Annotated in this window: 15 protein-coding genes; 11 read left to right on the top strand and 4 right to left on the bottom strand. The window is 54.9% G+C overall.

Annotated features, from left to right (window positions below; all coding sequences use genetic code 11):
• The first annotated feature begins 49 nt into the window (after positions 1 to 49).
• The 4 genes from atpG to mgtE all read left to right on the top strand — a co-directional run bounded on the left by atpG (position 50) and on the right by mgtE (position 4399).
• A complete protein-coding gene (gene atpG / locus YERSI8AC_RS24905) occupies positions 50 to 937 on the top strand; it encodes a F0F1 ATP synthase subunit gamma (RefSeq protein ID WP_009286339.1) in 888 nt (295 codons plus the stop codon).
• A 73-nt stretch (positions 938 to 1010) separates the two neighbouring features.
• Positions 1011 to 2390, top strand: a complete 1380-nt coding sequence (gene atpD / locus YERSI8AC_RS24900) for a F0F1 ATP synthase subunit beta (protein WP_022521054.1) — start codon at positions 1011 to 1013, stop codon at positions 2388 to 2390.
• A 24-nt stretch (positions 2391 to 2414) separates the two neighbouring features.
• Complete coding sequence (locus YERSI8AC_RS24895) at positions 2415 to 2843, top strand: F0F1 ATP synthase subunit epsilon (protein WP_022521055.1); 429 nt, start codon at positions 2415 to 2417, stop codon at positions 2841 to 2843.
• 173 nt (positions 2844 to 3016) lie between these two features.
• Positions 3017 to 4399 (top strand): magnesium transporter, encoded by a 1383-nt coding sequence (mgtE, locus tag YERSI8AC_RS24890; RefSeq protein WP_009286337.1) that lies wholly within the window; start codon positions 3017 to 3019, stop codon positions 4397 to 4399.
• A 26-nt stretch (positions 4400 to 4425) separates the two neighbouring features.
• On the opposite strand, the gene YERSI8AC_RS24885 is transcribed toward mgtE, so the two are convergent.
• Positions 4426 to 5619, bottom strand: coding sequence for a cation diffusion facilitator family transporter (locus YERSI8AC_RS24885; protein WP_022521056.1), 1194 nt, complete (start codon positions 5617 to 5619; stop codon positions 4426 to 4428).
• A gap of 217 nt (positions 5620 to 5836) precedes the next feature.
• On the opposite strand from YERSI8AC_RS24885, the gene YERSI8AC_RS24880 reads away from it, so the two are divergent.
• The 5 genes from YERSI8AC_RS24880 (at position 5837) to nhaD (ending at position 12830) form a co-directional block, all read left to right on the top strand.
• The gene (locus YERSI8AC_RS24880; RefSeq protein ID WP_022521057.1) at positions 5837 to 6637 is read left to right on the top strand and encodes an undecaprenyl-diphosphate phosphatase; all 801 of its coding nucleotides are present in this window, start codon (positions 5837 to 5839) and stop codon (positions 6635 to 6637) included.
• 12 nt (positions 6638 to 6649) lie between these two features.
• On the top strand, positions 6650 to 7819 hold the full coding sequence (locus YERSI8AC_RS24875; protein WP_022521058.1) for an FAD:protein FMN transferase: 1170 nt from the start codon (positions 6650 to 6652) through the stop codon (positions 7817 to 7819).
• Between the two features lies 1 nt (position 7820).
• A complete protein-coding gene (gene glmU, locus YERSI8AC_RS24870) occupies positions 7821 to 9191 on the top strand; it encodes a bifunctional UDP-N-acetylglucosamine diphosphorylase/glucosamine-1-phosphate N-acetyltransferase GlmU (RefSeq protein ID WP_022521059.1) in 1371 nt (456 codons plus the stop codon).
• Between the two features lie 188 nt (positions 9192 to 9379).
• Complete coding sequence (glmS, locus tag YERSI8AC_RS24865; RefSeq protein ID WP_159177856.1) at positions 9380 to 11206, top strand: glutamine--fructose-6-phosphate transaminase (isomerizing); 1827 nt, start codon at positions 9380 to 9382, stop codon at positions 11204 to 11206.
• Between the two features lie 157 nt (positions 11207 to 11363).
• Positions 11364 to 12830, top strand: a complete 1467-nt coding sequence (gene nhaD, locus YERSI8AC_RS24860; protein ID WP_022521061.1) for a sodium:proton antiporter NhaD — start codon at positions 11364 to 11366, stop codon at positions 12828 to 12830.
• A gap of 89 nt (positions 12831 to 12919) precedes the next feature.
• Here nhaD and YERSI8AC_RS24855 read toward each other — a convergent pair whose 3' ends face one another.
• From YERSI8AC_RS24855 to YERSI8AC_RS24845, 3 genes are all read right to left on the bottom strand, one after another.
• A complete protein-coding gene (locus YERSI8AC_RS24855) occupies positions 12920 to 13519 on the bottom strand; it encodes a CBS domain-containing protein (protein WP_022521062.1) in 600 nt (199 codons plus the stop codon).
• 131 nt (positions 13520 to 13650) lie between these two features.
• The gene (locus YERSI8AC_RS24850; RefSeq protein WP_009286329.1) at positions 13651 to 15036 is read right to left on the bottom strand and encodes an ATP-binding protein; all 1386 of its coding nucleotides are present in this window, start codon (positions 15034 to 15036) and stop codon (positions 13651 to 13653) included.
• Positions 15033 to 15713 carry a response regulator transcription factor gene (locus YERSI8AC_RS24845; protein WP_159177855.1) on the bottom strand — a complete coding sequence of 227 codons (681 nt, stop codon included), beginning with the start codon at positions 15711 to 15713 and terminating at the stop codon, positions 15033 to 15035. Before YERSI8AC_RS24845 ends, YERSI8AC_RS24850 begins: the two co-directional genes overlap by 4 nt.
• 169 nt (positions 15714 to 15882) lie before the next feature.
• Between YERSI8AC_RS24845 and YERSI8AC_RS24840 the strand changes: the two genes are divergently transcribed.
• A complete protein-coding gene (locus YERSI8AC_RS24840) occupies positions 15883 to 16833 on the top strand; it encodes a GNAT family N-acetyltransferase (protein ID WP_159177854.1) in 951 nt (316 codons plus the stop codon).
• A 184-nt stretch (positions 16834 to 17017) separates the two neighbouring features.
• On the top strand, positions 17018 to 17872 hold the full coding sequence (locus tag YERSI8AC_RS24835) for a c-type cytochrome (RefSeq protein ID WP_159177853.1): 855 nt from the start codon (positions 17018 to 17020) through the stop codon (positions 17870 to 17872).
• Positions 17873 to 17874 lie beyond the last annotated feature (2 nt).

Below are 17874 nucleotides of genomic sequence, written 5' to 3'. Positions count from 1 at the left end.
GGACGGGTTTGCATGCTTTCTGAGAGCCACGAACGAAGGGTAGATCGCTATGGCAGCTGCAAAAGAGATACGCACCCAGATCGGGAGCATTAAAAATACGCAGAAGATCACCAGCGCCATGGAAATGGTGGCTGCATCTAAAATGCGTAAAGCGCAAGATCTGATGAGAGCTAGTCAGCCTTACGCTAAGCAGATCCGCAATGTGGTCGGCCACATTGCCGATGCGAACCCCGAGTACAGGCACGACTATATGGTCGAGCGTAGCGAGGTTAAGCGCGTTGGTTACATTGTGGTCTCTACAGACCGTGGTCTGTGCGGTGGCTTGAACCACAACCTCTTCAAAGCCTTGCTCAAACAGGCCAGCGAGTGGAAAAAGCAGGGCGCAGAGCAGGATTTTTGCGCTTTGGGCGCTAAGGCCAGCACCTTTTTCCGCAACTACGGTGGCAATTTGGTGGCGGCGAAGAGTGGTTTAGGCGAAGCCCCGACCGTTGAAGGTCTGATTGGCAGTATTAAGGTCATGCTCGAAGCGTACGATGAAGGACGTCTCGACCGGCTTTACGTGGTGCACAACGAGTTTGTTAACACCATGACCCAAAAGCCAGTGGTTCGTCAGCTTCTTCCGCTGTCGCCTGATATGGGCGCAGACGCTGAGCAAGACGACGAAAACGCCCGTCCCGGAAGCTGGGACTACCTGTATGAACCGGATGCCAAGGCGTTGCTCGATAGCCTGCTGGTTCGTTTCATCGAATCGCAGGTGTATCAGGCGGTAGTGGAAAACGGCGCTTGTGAACAAGCCGCCCGAATGATCGCTATGAAAAGTGCCACTGACAACGCAGGCGGCCTTATCGACGATCTGGAGATGGTCTACAACAAGGCCCGTCAGGCCGCCATCACCCAGGAAATTTCTGAGATCGTCGGCGGCGCTGCTGCCGTATAACGCCTAGGGAGTCGACTATTTAAGCGACTCCCGGCAGACAGGTTTCATTTGCAGGTTTTAGAGAGGAACCAAGATGAGCGGACGTATCGTACAAATCATCGGCGCGGTGATTGACGTAGAGTTTCCGCGGGACTCTGTGCCCAAGGTCTACGACGCGCTGAAGGTCTCCGATGTTGGGACCATCCTCGAAGTCCAGCAGCAGCTGGGCGACGGCGTGGTGCGCACCATCGCCATGGGCTCCACTGAGGGCTTGAAGCGTGGCATGGACGTGACCAGCACAGGTGCCGCCATTTCCGTACCGGTAGGTAAGGAAACGCTGGGCCGTATTATGAACGTACTCGGCGAACCGATCGACGAAGCGGGACCGATCGGTGAGCAAGAGCGTATGCCGATCCACCGTAAAGCACCGAGCTATGCCGACCAAGCAGCTTCTAACGAGCTGCTGGAAACCGGTATCAAGGTTATCGACTTGGTCTGCCCGTTCGCTAAGGGTGGTAAAGTTGGCCTATTCGGCGGCGCCGGTGTCGGTAAGACCGTTAACATGATGGAGCTTATCCGCAACATCGCCACCGAGCACAGTGGCTACTCTGTATTCGCCGGTGTTGGTGAGCGTACGCGTGAGGGTAACGACTTCTATCACGAAATGACTGAATCCAACGTTATCGATAAGGTATCGCTGGTTTATGGTCAGATGAACGAGCCTCCGGGTAACCGTCTGCGCGTAGCGTTGACCGGCCTGACCATTGCCGAGAAATTCCGTGATGAAGGCCGCGACGTTCTACTGTTCGTCGATAACATCTACCGTTACACCCTGGCGGGTACCGAAGTATCGGCACTTTTGGGTCGTATGCCATCAGCGGTAGGTTATCAGCCTACGCTGGCTGAAGAGATGGGCGTTCTGCAGGAGCGTATTACCTCGACGAAAACCGGCTCAATCACCTCCGTACAGGCCGTTTACGTACCTGCGGATGACTTGACCGACCCGTCGCCGGCGACCACCTTCTCGCACCTGGATGCTACCGTGGTATTGGCACGTTCTATCGCCGAGCTGGGTATCTATCCGGCGATCGATCCGTTGGACTCCACCTCACGTCAGTTGGATCCGCTGGTCGTCGGTGAAGAGCACTACGCCACCGCTCGTGGTGTGCAGAACGTTCTTCAACGCTACAAAGAGCTTAAGGATATTATCGCCATTCTGGGTATGGACGAGCTGTCTGACGAAGACAAGTTGGCCGTTTCCCGGGCGCGTAAAATCCAGCGCTTCTTGTCGCAGCCGTTCTTCGTGGCCGAAGTATTTACCGGTTCACCAGGTAAGTATGTCTCACTGAAAGACACCATCAGTGGCTTCCAGGGCATTCTTGCTGGCGAATACGACGATATGCCGGAACAGGCCTTCTATATGGTCGGCTCCATCGACGAAGCCGTCGAGAAAGCCAACCAGATGAAGAAGTAATCCCGTCCATTAGGGGGATTCGCTATGGCGAATAGCTTTACTTGCAATATCGTCAGCGCTGAAGCATCGATCTTCTCAGGTACCGTTGAGCAGGTGATTGCTTCCGGGATTATAGGTGACCTGGGTGTTTTGCCGGGTCACGCCCCGCTGCTGACCGAGCTTCAGCCGGGTCCGGTACGCGTGATTCACGATGGCGGCAAGGAAGAGAACTTCTTTGTCTCGGGGGGCTTCATGGAAGTCCAGCCGAATGTCGTGACGATTCTGGCCGACTCTGCATCACGTGCCAGCGACCTCAACGAGGCCGCTGCCGAAGAAGCGCGTCAGCAGGCGCTGAGAGCCTTTAATGAGAAGTCATCGGAGCTCGATTATACTCGTGCTGCCGCTGAACTTGCCGAAGCCGTTGCACAGCTGCGAACGATTCAGCAGCTGCGTAAAAAGGCGGGTAAAGGCTAACACTCACGCACTTGGCGTGTGTCCAACGCCCCTTAAACCCGCTACCAGGGTTTAAGGGGCGTTTTTTTGTTTGGCAGTCAAATAAGTAAGTATGATGAGTTTGGTCAGTAGAATGGGCTGGGTGATGGATTAGCTCGGCAGCACGACGCTTGTAAGCGCAAGGGGGAAGAATCATGGCACTGAATGATGAAAGCCTACAGGAATTAAAAGCCGAGCTGCTCGACGAGTTGGGCAAGGAAGTGCCCAGTAAATCGGTGCTCTCTTTGCGATTGGCCGAAACCCGCTCTGCGGATATCGGTGAAGTGCTCGAAGAGATGATCGAGGATGACGAAGAGCTGCCTGCGGCGCTCGCCCTTCTGGATATTCTTTCTGCGGAACGGGCAGCCAATGTGCTGGGCTATTTGCCTGGGGAGAGCCAGCTCGAGGTGGTAGGAAAGCTGGATGACAGCCAGGTTCTCAAGCTGCTCGAAGAAATGGGGTCGGACGAACGTGCCGATCTGTTCAATCTTCTCAACGAAGACCGTCGTGAGGCACTGCTGCGTCGCATGGCTCACCGCGAGCGAGAAGACCTGAAGCGGCTTGCCAGCTACGAAGAGGGTACCGCCGGCGCCATCATGACCTCTGACTATGTCTCCATAGCCAGTGGCATGACGGTGTCGCAGGCGATGATGAGAGTACGCCAGACCGCTCCCGACGCGGAAACGGTCTATCAGCTGTATATCCTGGATAGCGACGGACAACTGATCGGTACCATGTCGCTGCGTCAGCTTATGGTGGCACGCCCCGGCGCCATTGTTGATGACATTATGATCAAGGATGTCATCAGTACACGGGTTGATAGTGCCCAGGAAGATGTCGCCCGTATTGTGGCGAAGTATGACTTGTTGGCGCTGCCAGTGATCGATGCCGATGAACGCATGGTCGGTATAGTGACCCACGATGACGCGATGGATGTCGCTGAATCCGAGGCGACAGAGGATTTCCACAAGGGGATGTCGATCGGCCAACTGGAAGATGGCGTAAGCCGTGTGAAGCTCTGGAGCCTCTACCGTAAGCGCGTGTTCTGGCTGGTACTGCTGGTCTTTGCCAATCTGTTTTCGGGGGCCGGGATTGCCTATTTTGAAGAGACCATTGCCGCCCAGGTAGCGCTGGTATTCTTTTTACCGTTATTGATCGGTAGTGGCGGTAACGCCGGGGCTCAGGCAGCCACGTTGATGGTGCGCGGCATGGCGACCGGTGACGTTGGCGTCAAAGATTGGGGCAAACTACTGGGCCGCGAGCTACTTGTCGCCGGGTCACTGGGTATCACCATGGCCATCGCGGTAACGCCTATTGGCATTATGCGCGGGGGAGAAGAGCTGGCAATGGTGGTCGCCTTGAGCATGGTGACCATCGTGCTGTTTGGCAGCCTGTTGGGGATGTGCCTGCCGTTCGTACTCGAGCGCTTTAAGGTCGACCCTGCCACGGCATCGGCACCGCTGGTGACCACGCTTATTGATGCTTCCGGGGTGGTGATCTACTTCAGCATCGCCACACTGCTGTTGACAGGGTTATAAGAGGAAACAACCAGCGGGTAGAGGCTCTAGCGCATCGAGCTACTGGCGGCGCGGGTGATAAACAGCACCTCGACGTGGCCGAGCCACTCGATATCGCTAGCCAGCGCTTTTAGTTGGCTAGCGAGGCACTGGGGCGGCTGATGCACTGCGTCATCAATGATCAATGATACCGACACCTTATCGTCCAAGTAGTGCAACTGGAGCTCGTTCAGGGTGCGCCACACAGGGTGCTTGTACCAGCGTGCATCCAGGGCAGCCTCTACTTCAGGGCGGAGTGGAAGGCCGGGAAGGCGGCTAGGATCACCCGCCCCGGCGTCGTCTTCGGGGTCAACGTGGAATATCACATCGGTGAGTGCGGGAAACTCATGGCGTAGGCGACGGCTGACTTCATTACCTATTTCGTGGGCTTCCGACACGGTAATCTTCGGCCCGACCACCACGTGTAGGTCGACCATTACCCAGCCGGCGGATTGCCTGGTACGCAGATCGTGAACACTATCCACACCCGGAACGCTGCAGGCAACATCGTGCATCTGATCCTGTACGTCCTCTGGTAGCGCGGTATCCACCAATTCCCGCGCCGACTCCCACAGCAAGTCCAAACCTACCTTGCCGACTAATAAACCCACAATGATGGCGGCCACGGCATCCAGCCAACCCAAACCAAACTGGGCGCCCACCAAGGCTACTAACACCACGGCAGTGGATAATGCATCACTGCGCGAGTGCCAGGCGTTGGCTTCGAGTAACTTTGACTTTACCCGCTTGGCAACCCGCATGGTGTAGCGAAAAATCCACTCTTTGCTAAACAGCGCGATGACAGTAATCACGATTGCCAGCGCGCCAGGGGCGTTAACGTCGGCGCCGCTAAACAGGCGATCCAGGCTCGACCAGGCAATCGCGCCAGCCACGAAAATCAGTACGCTTCCCAGCAGCAGGGTCGTCAGGGTTTCGATACGGCCGTGGCCGTAGTGGTGGTCTTTATCGGGCTCCTGACGCCCATAGTGAATGGCCGCCAGGACAAAGCCGTCGGTGACTAAGTCTGATAGGGAGTGAATGCCGTCGGCAATCAACGCCGCTGAGCCGACCATAAAACCGATCGCGACTTTGACGATGCTCAACAGGGCATCCAGCCATGCTCCGATGTAGGTAACGCGCTTGGCCTCTTGGCTAAGTCGCGCTTGGTCGTGAACCACTGGCGTATCGATGGTCTGAGTCATGGGTACCTTGCAAGGACGCACGCATTCAATAGACGCCTATTGTAGCGCACTCCTTATATCCTCTATAGCCTCCACTGCTTTCAGGCTGTGAAACGATACCTTTGTGTGTCAGTGGTGGCTAGTCTCAGCAAAGGCAATGGCGGACAACGAATAGGTGGATGTGTATCCTTAAGCGCCATTGCAACCATTAAATTGTTTCTATGCACAGGATTTTTTTATGGATTGGCTCCAGGTGGTGGTGTTAGCGGTTGTTCAGGGAGTGTCAGAATTTTTACCCGTTTCAAGCTCTGCCCACCTAATCTTGGTGCCTGTGCTGACAGAGTGGCAAGATCAAGGCCTAGCCTTTGATGTTGCCCTACATTTAGGCAGCCTCTCCGCGGTGATTATCTATTTCCGGCAGGAAATTTGGCAGATGGTCATTAGCAGCTTGGCTGCGCTTAGCGGCAAAGGAGTGAACGAAGACGCACGACTGGCTTTATGGGTGACGTTAGCAACCATCCCGGTGGGGCTTATTGGTTTACTACTGCACGATGTTATTTCTCATTTGATGCGCTCTACGCTGATTATCGGCTTCAGTTTAATTGGTTTCGGGCTATTGTTGGGGTATGCCGATTGGCGTAAAGAGGGGACGCGCAGCGAGTACCAACTGCGTTTGAAGGATGTGCTGATTATTGGCGGTGCCCAGGCGCTAGCACTCATCCCAGGAACCTCGCGCTCGGGGATTACCATTACCGCGGCGCTGATGGTGGGCATGAACCGAGAAGGCGCCTCGCGCTTCTCTTTCTTACTATCAATCCCGGTGATTGTGCTGGCAGGTGGCCTAGAAGCAGTAGGGCTGTTTAGCGCTCCACAGTCGATTGATTGGATCGCGATGTTGGCGGGCACCTTGTTATCGGGAATAAGCGCGTATTTGTGTATTCACTACTTTCTGGTGGTTATAAAAAAATTGGGAATGCAGCCCTTTGTGATTTATCGCGTGCTGTTCGGCGCCTGGCTGCTGTGGTTCTTTTATTTTTAGGATAAAGCAACGATGAAAAAGGCTGTTGAACGCACAGCAAGGTGGGGACGTGCACTGATCGTAACGGGCTCACTGCTGGGCTTGGGGTTAGGCGTGGCAGGCTGCTCAGAGAGTGATCGACCGCTGGAACCACCGGTACGCTTTGATGGCAATATTTTCGGCACCTTCTACCAGGTGACCATTATGGATCCGCTTACTCAGGGCGAGTCTCTTGAATTGGAAGAGGGCTTTAAAGCAGAGCTGGAGAGCGTTGATCAGGCGATGTCGACCTACCGGGATGACTCGGAGCTGATCGCCTTCAACGAAGCGCCTTTAGATGAGTGGCAGCCGCTCTCCAATGAGCTTATTGACGTGCTTGCGATTAGCCAATCCGTCGCGGAAGCCAGCCACGGCGCTTTTGATATTACTGTAGGCGACCTGGTCAATTTATGGAGCTTTGGCCCCGGTGCACGGCCTGAAACCGTCCCTTCTGACGATGCCCTGTCCGAGGAGCTTGCCCAGGTAGGCATTGATGCGCTAGAAATCGACACCCAAAATATGCAGGCGCGGCGTACCCGCGATGTGTTTGTCGACCTTTCCGGCGTGGCCAAAGGCCATGGAACTGACCGCGTAGCTGCTTACCTGGAACAGCAGGGGCTGGAGCACTACTTAGTCAATATTGGAGGAGAACTGATCGCCCGCGGCCTGCGTGATGAGGAAGAACAAACGCCCTGGCAGGTTGGCATTGAGGTGCCTGAAAATGGCCAGCAGCGTGCTCAGCATATTATCCCGTTAGAGAGTATGTCGGTGGCCACCTCGGGTGATTACCGCAACTATTTTGAAGTGGATGGCCAGCGCTTTTCCCACACCATTGATCCGCGCACGGGGCGGCCGGTGACCCACCAGCTTGCCTCGGTGTCTGTTTTCCATCCCTCCAATGCCTGGGCAGATGCCTGGGCGACGGCGCTACTGGTGGTTGGCGAACAGGAGGCGATGCAACTGGCCATTGAGAATAACCTTAAAGTGCTTTTGCTCGTGCGTGATGGCGAGCAGTGGCGCAGCATTGCTAGCCCGGAATTTGTTAATTATTTTGGGGAAACACTGGTTAATGAGTTGGGCATTGAACAACGACGAGCCCCAGCGACCAACAGCCCCGCCACAGACAGCCCGGCGCCCGCTGACCCATCAGTAATAGGTGAATAGTATGCAAGAACTGGATATTGTCATTCTCGCCGCGGGTAAAGGCACGCGGATGCGTTCACAAATTCCTAAAGTGCTGCATCCCTTGGCCGGCAAGCCAATGGTGCAGCACGTGCTGGATACCGCTTCAGGGTTGCAGCCGGATCGCACCCATGTCGTTATTGGTCATGGCGCTGACCAACTGCGCGAAGTGCTGGCAGAAAAGCCTGTAAAGTTTGCCGTTCAGGCCGAGCAGAAGGGCACCGGACACGCGGTGGCGCAAGCGCTCGAGCAGTTAGGGAGCGGTAAGGTGTTAATCCTTTACGGCGATGTACCGCTGCTGCAGCGGGAATCCCTGAGCGAGCTGTTGGCCCATGTGGATGAGCAGCACATGGGGCTGTTGACGGTAACGCTAGCTGACCCCTCGGGCTATGGGCGAATTGTGCGTGACGACGCAGGCGAAGCAGTGGCGATTGTTGAGCAAAAAGATGCCAGCAGTGCCGAGCTTGCGATTACCGAATGCAATACCGGTATTATGGCCATGACGAGTGCCCAGCTTAAACGCTGGTTACCGCAGCTCTCCGCAGAAAATGCCCAGGGTGAGTACTACCTGACCGATGTAATTGCCATGGCCGCAGCGGAAGGCATCAAGGTATGCACTGCCCAACCGGCCTCCGCCGTTGAAGTGGAAGGGGTTAATAATCGAGCGCAAATGGCTCGCTTGGAGCGCGTTTATCAACGCCAGTTGGCCGATAAGTTAATGGCACAAGGAGTGGCACTTGCCGACCCCGAACGGCTCGATGTGCGCGGACGTTTGACCTGCGGTCACGATGTGTTTATCGACGTGGGTTGTGTATTTGAAGGCGAGGTGGAACTAGGCGAGGGTGTGCGCATTGGCCCCTACTGCGTGATCAAAAACAGCACCATTGGTGCAGAGAGCGTGATAGAGCCCCACAGCGTGATAGACGGCACCGTGGCAGCTGGTCTGAACCAGGTTGGCCCCTTTGCGCGACTTCGCCCCGGCACGCGGCTAGCAGTAAAAGCCAAGGTGGGCAATTTCGTTGAAACCAAAAACGCCGATGTTGGTGAGGGCAGTAAGATTAATCACTTAAGCTACGTCGGTGATGCCCGATTGGGGCGTGACGTGAACGTGGGGGCAGGCACGATCACCTGTAACTACGACGGCGCTAACAAGCACCACACCGATATTGGTGATAACGCCTTCATCGGCTCGAACACCGCCTTGGTCGCACCTGTTTCAGTAGGCAAAGGCGCTACCATAGGGGCTGGGTCTACGATTGCTAAAGATGTCACCGACTATGCGTTGGCCGTTACGCGAGGCCGTCAGCTAGAAAAAATTGATTGGCTGCGTCCCAGTAAAGTGACAAAGCCATAGGGCGGGAAGGAAGCAATTAAAGAGGGCTCTTGAGTCAGTCCTTAAAACAGCGCTTAAAATCGTTTTTAAATGGTGCTAAGAATCATTAAAAAGACGTATTTAGAATCAATGGTCGTCGTTCTACCGTTCAGCGGGTTGGTCGAGTAGCGTTTGTGAAGAGCTCTGGTTAATAAACTAGGAGAGTGATTATGTGTGGCATTGTAGCCGCCGTTGCCCAGCGCAACGTCCAAGAAATTCTATTAGAAGGACTAAAACGCCTGGAATATCGCGGCTACGATTCAGCCGGTATGACGGTGTTCAACGACGGCGTATTAACCCGCCATCGTGCGCTTGGAAAAGTGGCGGCGCTTACCGCTCAATTGGATAAGGCCGCGCTACCGGGTTTTTCGGGTATCGCGCATACCCGCTGGGCAACCCACGGTAAACCCTCTGAGGCCAATGCGCACCCGCACCACAGTAGCGATCAGGTTGCCGTTGTGCATAACGGTATCATTGAGAACTACGAGGCTATAAAAGAGAGCCTCCAGCGCAGTGGCTATGCGTTTAGCTCAGAAACCGACACCGAAGTAATTGCTCACTTACTCTCCGAAAAGCTGGCTGATGGGCTCAGCCTGTTTGATGCTACCCAGCAGATCGTTAACGGCTTAGGCGGCGCCTACGCACTGGGCGTAATGTGTGCTCAAGAACCTGGCGTGGTGGTTGGCGCGCGCCAAGGTAGTCCGCTGGTGGTCGGTGTGGGGATTAATGAGGCCTTTTTAGCCTCTGACCCGCTGGCGCTGCTGCCGGTCACAGATCGTTTTATTTACCTTGAAGAGGGTGATTTGGTCGAGCTGCGCGAGCAGGGTGCCATTCGCATAGTGGATCGCCACGGTAACGACGTCGAGCGCCCTATTCATACCTTTGAGCACGGCGATGGCGCGGCCAGTAAGGGCGATTACCGCCACTATATGCTCAAAGAGATTTTCGAGCAGCCAACGGTGATTGAGGCGGCACTAGAGGGGCGGCTGAGCGTTCAAAGCGTGTTAATAGAGAGCTTTGGCCCCGATGCGCTGGCGCTTTTCCAGCGCACTCGCCACGTGCATATCATTGCCTGCGGCACCAGCTACCATGCGGGGCTGGTGGCGCGCTATTGGCTGGAGCGTTATGCGGGGGTGCCGGTGCAGGTCGAGGTGGCCTCTGAATATCGCTACCGCCACCCGGTCGTGCCCGAAGGCACGCTGTTTGTCACCCTCTCCCAGTCCGGCGAAACCGCTGACACCCTGGCTGCTTTACGCTTTGCTAAAACCCTCAATTATGTGGGCTCGCTGGCGATTTGTAACGTGCCCGGTAGTTCGCTGGTGCGGGAGTCGGATATGTCTCTGATGACCCGCGCGGGCCCTGAAATTGGCGTGGCCTCTACCAAAGCCTTTACTACCCAGTTAGTGGCGTTAATGCTGCTGACGCTTTCGGTCAGTAAAGCCAAAAATCAGGTTGAGTATCCGGATATTATCGCTGCGCTGCGCACGTTGCCGGAGGTGTGTCAGCGGGTGTTGGCGTTGGATAGCCAGATCGAAATACTTTCCCAAGCGTTTGCAGAGAAACATCATGCGCTCTTCTTGGGGCGCGGAGCTCACTATCCGATTGCCCTTGAAGGGGCGTTAAAGCTCAAAGAGATTTCCTATATTCATGCCGAGGCGTATCCCGCAGGGGAGTTAAAGCATGGCCCGCTGGCGCTAGTGGATAGCGAAATGCCAGTGATATCGGTCGCCCCCAACGATGATCTGCTTGAAAAGCTAAAATCCAACCTTCAGGAAGTCCGTGCCCGCGGCGGCAAACTGTTTGTGTTCGCCGATGAAAGCGTGGGTATCGACGTTCAGGAAGATATTCGTGTGCTGACCCTGCCACACGTGCACGAAGCGCTGGCGCCGCTGCTGTATACCCTGCCGCTACAGCTATTGAGTTACCACGTGGCCGTGCTCAAGGGTACAGATGTTGACCAGCCCCGTAATCTGGCCAAGAGCGTGACGGTGGAGTGACGACGACGCCAAACCTTGTGAGTAGTTGAACTAATAAAAACGCTTTACGAGATGCGGCAATAAGTCGCATCTTATGCGCAACCGTTGCGTTGCAGCATGTCATTAGGGTGCTTATGATCGTGGCGGTCTTTTTCCCTTCTGATTGGATAACATCGCCATGAAACCACCAAACGTCCACGTAACCCGGCATTATGCTAGCCGGGTCGCTTGGTTGTTGCTCGCCTGCACGCTTTTTGTCTTTCCTTCCCTCTCTTATGCCGCCGCTGGGCCCCTTGATCTTACTCTTTCGCTTGCCGGTATCTCTTCTGTCGTGATCTTCGTGCTCGCCTATGCGTTGGTGATGAGTGAAGAGCTACTGCATATGCGTAAGTCTAAGCCGGTGCTGGTTGCGGCAGGGCTTATCTGGGCGCTAGTGGCCTGGGTCTATGTACAAGCGGGGATGCCGGAAGAGGCGGAAACCGCCTTCCGTGAAACACTGCTTGAATACGCTGAGCTACTGCTGTTTTTGCTGGTGGCAATGACCTATATCAACGCCATGGAAGAGCGTCGGGTATTTGATGCGCTACGTTCTTGGCTAGTGCGTAAAGGCTTCAGCTATCGCTCCTTGTTCTGGATTACCGGTGTCATGGCATTCGGTATTTCGGCGATTGCCAACAATATGACCACCGCCATGCTGATGTGCGCCGTGGTACTCAAAGTGGCCGAGGGTGATAATAAGTTTATCGGCCTTTGCTGTGTCAATGTGGTGGTAGCTTCTAACGCGGGTGGTGCTTTTAGCCCATTTGGCGATATCACCACGCTGATGGTGTGGCAGGCGGGCCAAGTACCATTTGAAGGCTTCTTCGCGCTGCTGCTTCCGGCGGTGGTTAATTTCATGGTGCCTGCGGTTATCATGAATTTCTTTATCGTCAATCGTCAGCCTGCTTCGCTTAAAGAGAATGTCTGGCTCAAGCGCGGCGCACGGCGAATTATCGTACTGTTTTTGATTACCGTGGCCATCTCGGTACTGTGCCATTCTATCCTCTACTTACCGCCTGCCATGGGCATGATGTTTGGTTTAGGCCTGCTGCAGTTCTTTGGTTACTACCTACGCCGCAGCCTGCCGCGTTCGCTTGAACGCAAGCGTGAGCGCTACTCCCGCCGGGGCGATTGGAAGAAGCTGGAGCAGCTGGGTAGCGTGGTTCCCTTCGATATTTTCAGCCGTATCGCTCGTTCCGAGTGGGATACGCTGCTGTTCTTCTACGGGGTTGTAATGTGTGTGGGTGGCCTTGGCTTTATGGGCTACCTCAGCCTGCTTTCCGAAACGCTCTACGGCAGTTGGAACCCGGTGTGGGCGAACGTGGTGCTGGGGCTTATCTCGGCAGTCGTGGACAACATCCCGGTGATGTTCGCAGTACTTTCCATGGCCCCGGATATGACGGAGGGTAACTGGCTGTTGATTACCTTAACCGCAGGCGTGGGGGGTAGTTTGCTCTCTATGGGCTCAGCCGCGGGGGTTGCCCTTATGGGGCAGGCGCGAGGTATTTATACCTTTGCCGTACACCTTCGCTGGGTACCGGCAATATTGCTGGGCTATGCCGCCAGCATTGCGACGCATCTTTGGATTAACGGCGCGTTGTTTTAAACGCTGTATAGCAAACTGAAAACGCCCCTCACTGAGTAACCAGTGAGGGGCGTTTCTAGATGTAAATTAAATGGGTTAACGATCAGTCGTTATAGATCGTGGCCAGTTATGACTTGGCAAATATCAGCGAAGCTTTTCGCCATAGGCACCGGGTTGATTTCTTTACCTACCGCGCTCTGTATATCACTGGCTGAGATAATGCCGCGAATTCTAAGTTCGTGGTTATCGTTTTGCTCTGTGATTAACAGGTGTTGATCGGTCACGGCTTCCATCGACAGCACCAGATCCTCAATGGTCAGCGATGCCAGCTGGGTGATGGTCATGGCGCTAAGCTTGTGCCACGGGGTCATGATCATTTCAGCGGTCACTTCTTCGCGGCTGAGGTTACGCTGCTGCATGGCGATGTTGATACGCCGCGTACCAATCACTTCTTTTGAGTTAATAATTCCGATGCAGTGCGCTTGGTGATCCATCACGAACAGCAGTCTTACACCGCTATAACGCATCTTGAGATGCGCCTCGTCGATAGGCGTGTCGGCATCAACGGATTGAGGCATGACTTGGGAAAAGTCGGTCAGTACCGTCATCGCTGGGCTAGTAGGCAGTAGCCGCCGCGCAGTTGGCTTGGCTAGCAGTGGTGCTGAGCCTAGTTGAATTAAGGGTTTAGGTGAAAAAGTCACTTGGTTCATCAGGGTACCTCCATGTGGAGAAAAGAGGGAGCCGTGGGTGTCTGGCTCGCCTTGCACCTCCACAGTTGCACGCAATTCTTATCGCAACCTTAAGAGACTCATAAAACTCAGTTTAGCAAGAAAAGAGGGTGCTACTCCTCTTTTAGGCGCTGTAAAACAATACGCACACGCAATCCCCCACTGGGGGCATCATCAAGCTGAAGGGTGCCGCTATGGCGTGTGACCAGCCGCTCAACGATGGAAAGTCCTAATCCTGAACCAGCACTGGGGCCCGAGCGTTGAAAGCGCTCAACCACTTTTTTGCGTTCATTGATTGGTATCCCCGGGCCTTGGTCATCCACCGTTAATTGAAAGCTTTGTGGCGTCGTCGCTAGGGTGATGCTGATGACACTATGGTTAGGCGAGTGTTGGATAGCATTACCGACCAGATTCTGTACCAGGGTTTCAATGGCACCGGGCTCTTCTAATATCGACCAATCTGCCTGCTCATCTGCATTTAACAGTAGCTGCTGTTCGCGCTCAGCGGCCAGCGGCGAAAGCTTGGCCAGGGTCTCACGCACTTCACTAAGCAACTGGCTAGTGCGGTATTCAGGCTGCGACTCCTCTTCAGGCTCCAGGCGAGCCAGCGTTAAGAGTTGGGTAACCAAGCGCGTGGCCCGTGCAACGCCGCCGCGAAGGTGACTGAGCGCCTCCTGACGATCTTCAAGATTGTCGGCAGTCAGGGCATTCTGGGCGTGTAGATCAAGCACTGCTAACGGGGTACGTAATTCATGCGCGGCATCGGCAATAAAGCGCTTTTCACGCACGCGCATTATGCGGATTCGCTCTAACAGCCGGTTGAGCGCACCGGCGATAGTATCTAGTTCCTGGGGCAGTGGGCTGAGGGTGAGGGGCTGTAAATTATGCGGATCACGATTGCGAATTTGCTCGGCCATGCGCAACAGTGGTACCAAGCCCCAGCCAATCGACCACCACAGCAGGGCGGTGAGTAGCGGCAGGCCAATCAGGTCGGGCAGTAACGTGCGCAATGCTACCGCCCTGATCAGCTCCCCGCGAACGTCTTCGCGCTCGCTAACCACAATCCGCTGTATGGAGTTGGGGATGTCGAGTACATAAATGCGCCATTGGATCTCATCAATAGACTGACTAGTGAAACCCAAAGGGAGATCGGCCAACGGCGACTCAGGGGCATTAGCTGAGCGCAACAGGAGGCGGTTCCGTTCCCATAGCTGAAAGCCCAGCTGGCTATCCGCCCGGTAACCTGCAAAGCGTCGATCAGATCTCGCCGTTTTGCCTAGAGCGCTTTCTAGGCTGTTGAGCAGTACACCCCGGGCTTCATCTGGCAGCGGTGCTTGCAACAAACCTTCTAATAAGCGCGCATTTTGCTCAAGACTGGCATCGTACAGTGCTTCAATTTCATGGGCAGCGTAGCGATAGCTGATAAAGCCAATCACCAGCATGCTAATGCCAAACACCAGCAGCGCTAGCCCCAGAGTGCGTTGGCGGATAGAGGTCATGAGTGCTGATCCTGATCCGTTTTATCCATTACGTAACCAATGCCGCGTAGTGTGCTAATCAGGTGAGGAAAGAATTTTCGCCGAAGGTGGTGCACATGTACTTCAATGGCATTGCTTTCTACATCTTCATCCCAGCCATAGACCAAGCGCGTTAGGGTATCGCGGGTGAACACTCGCCCAGGGTGACTCATAAACTCTTGCAGCAGGGTTAATTCCCGTCGTGATAACACCACGGGTTTCCCCTGGTAGCTAACCTGCATGGTTAACGGATCAAGGCGAATACCTCGGCATTCTAGGGCGCTGTTTACCTGATCACTGCTACGTCTCAACAAGGCTCTCAGGCGGGCTTTTAATTCAGCGACCTCAAACGGCTTGGTTAAATAATCATCGGCACCTGCATCCAACCCGGCGATACGTTCATCGACGGCATCGCGAGCGGTTAATACCAAAATGGGCACGCGATTGCCCAGCCGCCGCACGGCTTCCAGTACCTGCATACCATCCATACGAGGTAGCCCCAGATCGAGAATGACCGCATCAAAAGGTTCACCTTCCTTTAACGCGGCCAAAGCGCTAACACCATCACTCAGGTGATCCACCGTAAAATTCTCGGGCTTTAATGCCAAGCGAATGCCCGAGGCTAAGCTCGGATCGTCTTCTACCAACAATATACGCATGGCGGGATGGTTACTCCTTTAAATCATTCGCTGCCATTAACCTTTGAAATAAGCACGGATAAGGGTGGCGTGCAAAGGCTTAGGCCGTCAGGATGAGGTTATAAATTGTAGGCTAATAACGTAGCACGCTTTATTACTTCTTCGGAGCTCGGCATTTGATTGATCAGCCATGACGTCTAGTGACCCCTCAAATAGCCCAGAGGTAGTACTTTGCCCGCCAGCACGGCGTCGCGAGGCACTGCTGCAGCTGGCTGCTGCTCATGACCCTGAACAGCAAGCGGCACTGAGCGCTGCCGTAAAGGCAATGTACAATCAACCAGATGTCCAGTGGGATGGGCTATGGATAACTATTGAGGCAGGCCAGTTAGTGAGCGCCATCTGGGTACAACCTCTGCCCATGAATATGGCGCAGCTATGGTTACCCAAGCCGTTGCCCAGCGAACAGGGTGTGCATACTAGCGCGCTATTGTGTGCGGCCAATGCATGGGTAGAAGCCCACAATATTCGCTTGTGCCACTTGGAGCTGTCATCCCAGGCGCCCGTATCAGAAGCGCTGCTACGTGAGCATGGCATGCAGCGTTTGGCTTGCTTGGATCATTTAACCGGCAGTAGCCGCTACCGCTTAGCGATGAATGAAGCGCTGCCGCTTTCACTGCAGCCGCTTTGCGAGTTTTCTTGGGCGGAACAGCTGAATCTGCTGGCCGCAGTGGGTCAGGGTTCGCTGGATAGCCGACCCCTGCGCGACGTACTCTCAGTGGAAGAGTTATTGAATGGGTTTTATCAGCAGGATCCCCAAGCGCCACAGCACTGGTACGCAGTGGGCTATCACGAGGCTGTGGTGGGTGTGCTACTGCTTGCGCCGCGCCCTGCGCTAGGCCGTTGGGAGCTAATGCTAATGGGACTAACACCGAATTGGCGTGGCAAAGGCTTGGGGCGCTCGTTGTTAAATAAAGGCCTCGCGCTTGCCCAGCAGGCTGGCGTGCAGGAGGTCACGCTGGCGGTAGATGACATAAATTTACCGGCTAAACGGCTTTACCAGCAGGCGGGTTTCATACGCTATGCGCAGCAACGTTTATTCGCCTGGAAAGGCAGTGGTGAGAGGAGGAGTTTGCCAAATTAAGCTGCCAATAGTAGTCAACGGTTGAATAGGCGCGCTTAGTAGCATTTTCTTGCGCTTTGCGTTGCCGTTATACTAGTCCTATATGCACGTCTTGGCGTCTCAGCTGCGCACCGTCGATATTGGCGCTGCCACGCACAGGGGTTGAGGATAAAAGTTTGATGACAATACTCAAGAGGTGGTGAGAGTGAAAGCTAAGCTGATCATGAGCGGGCTGGCGGCCCTCGGCTTCATGGCGGGCACATCCAGTGTTTATGCCCAAGATGACGCCGCACGTGATGCGATTGCCGAGCGTTTGGCGCCGGTGGGTCAACTCTGTTTACAAGGCCAAGACTGTGGCACCGCAGCGGCACCTCCTAGCGATAGTAGCAGTGGCGGTGATATCGACGGTGAGGGCATCTACGGTAATGTATGTAGCGCCTGTCATGAATCGGGCGCTGCGGGCGCACCTATTCGTGGTGATGAAGAGGCCTGGGCTGAACGTGCTGAACAAGGCTTCGCCACGCTGCTAGATCACGCTATTAACGGTATTGGCGCCATGCCGGCGAAAGGCGGTAACCCCAACCTTTCCGATGAAGAAGTGGAAGCGGCGGTCGCCTATATGGTTGAGCCGGTTATGGAAGTGCCCGAGTTGAGTGGCGGTGATGAAGCTGCTGCAGAGGCCGAAGCTTCTAGCGACGAAGGTGCCGCCGATGAGGCCGCTACCGAAGAGACCGCCGCTGCTGAAGGTGAAGCGGCAACTGAAGAAATGGCTTCTAACGACGATGCAGCGAGTGAAGAAGCCAGCGGTGGCAGCGACTTAGACGGTGAAGCCCTCTACGCAAGCTCTGGCTGTGTGGCATGTCACGATAACGGCGTTGCTGGCGCACCGACAATTGGCGATTCAGAAGCTTGGGCGGCGCGTTTAGAGAAGGGGGCTGATGAGCTCTACGCCAGCGCCATTAACGGTATCGGCGCTATGCCAGCCAAAGGCGGTAATCCCAATCTTTCCGATGAAGAAGTGATGGCCGTTGTCGATTATTTAATGGCTGAAGCCCAGTAAAG

The sequence above is a fragment of the Halomonas sp. 113 genome (genome assembly GCF_904067645.1).
Taxonomy (GTDB): domain Bacteria; phylum Pseudomonadota; class Gammaproteobacteria; order Pseudomonadales; family Halomonadaceae; genus Vreelandella; species Vreelandella titanicae.
The sequence above is the reverse complement of the archived record's forward strand: the minus strand, read 5'-3'. Positions and strand labels throughout refer to the sequence as shown.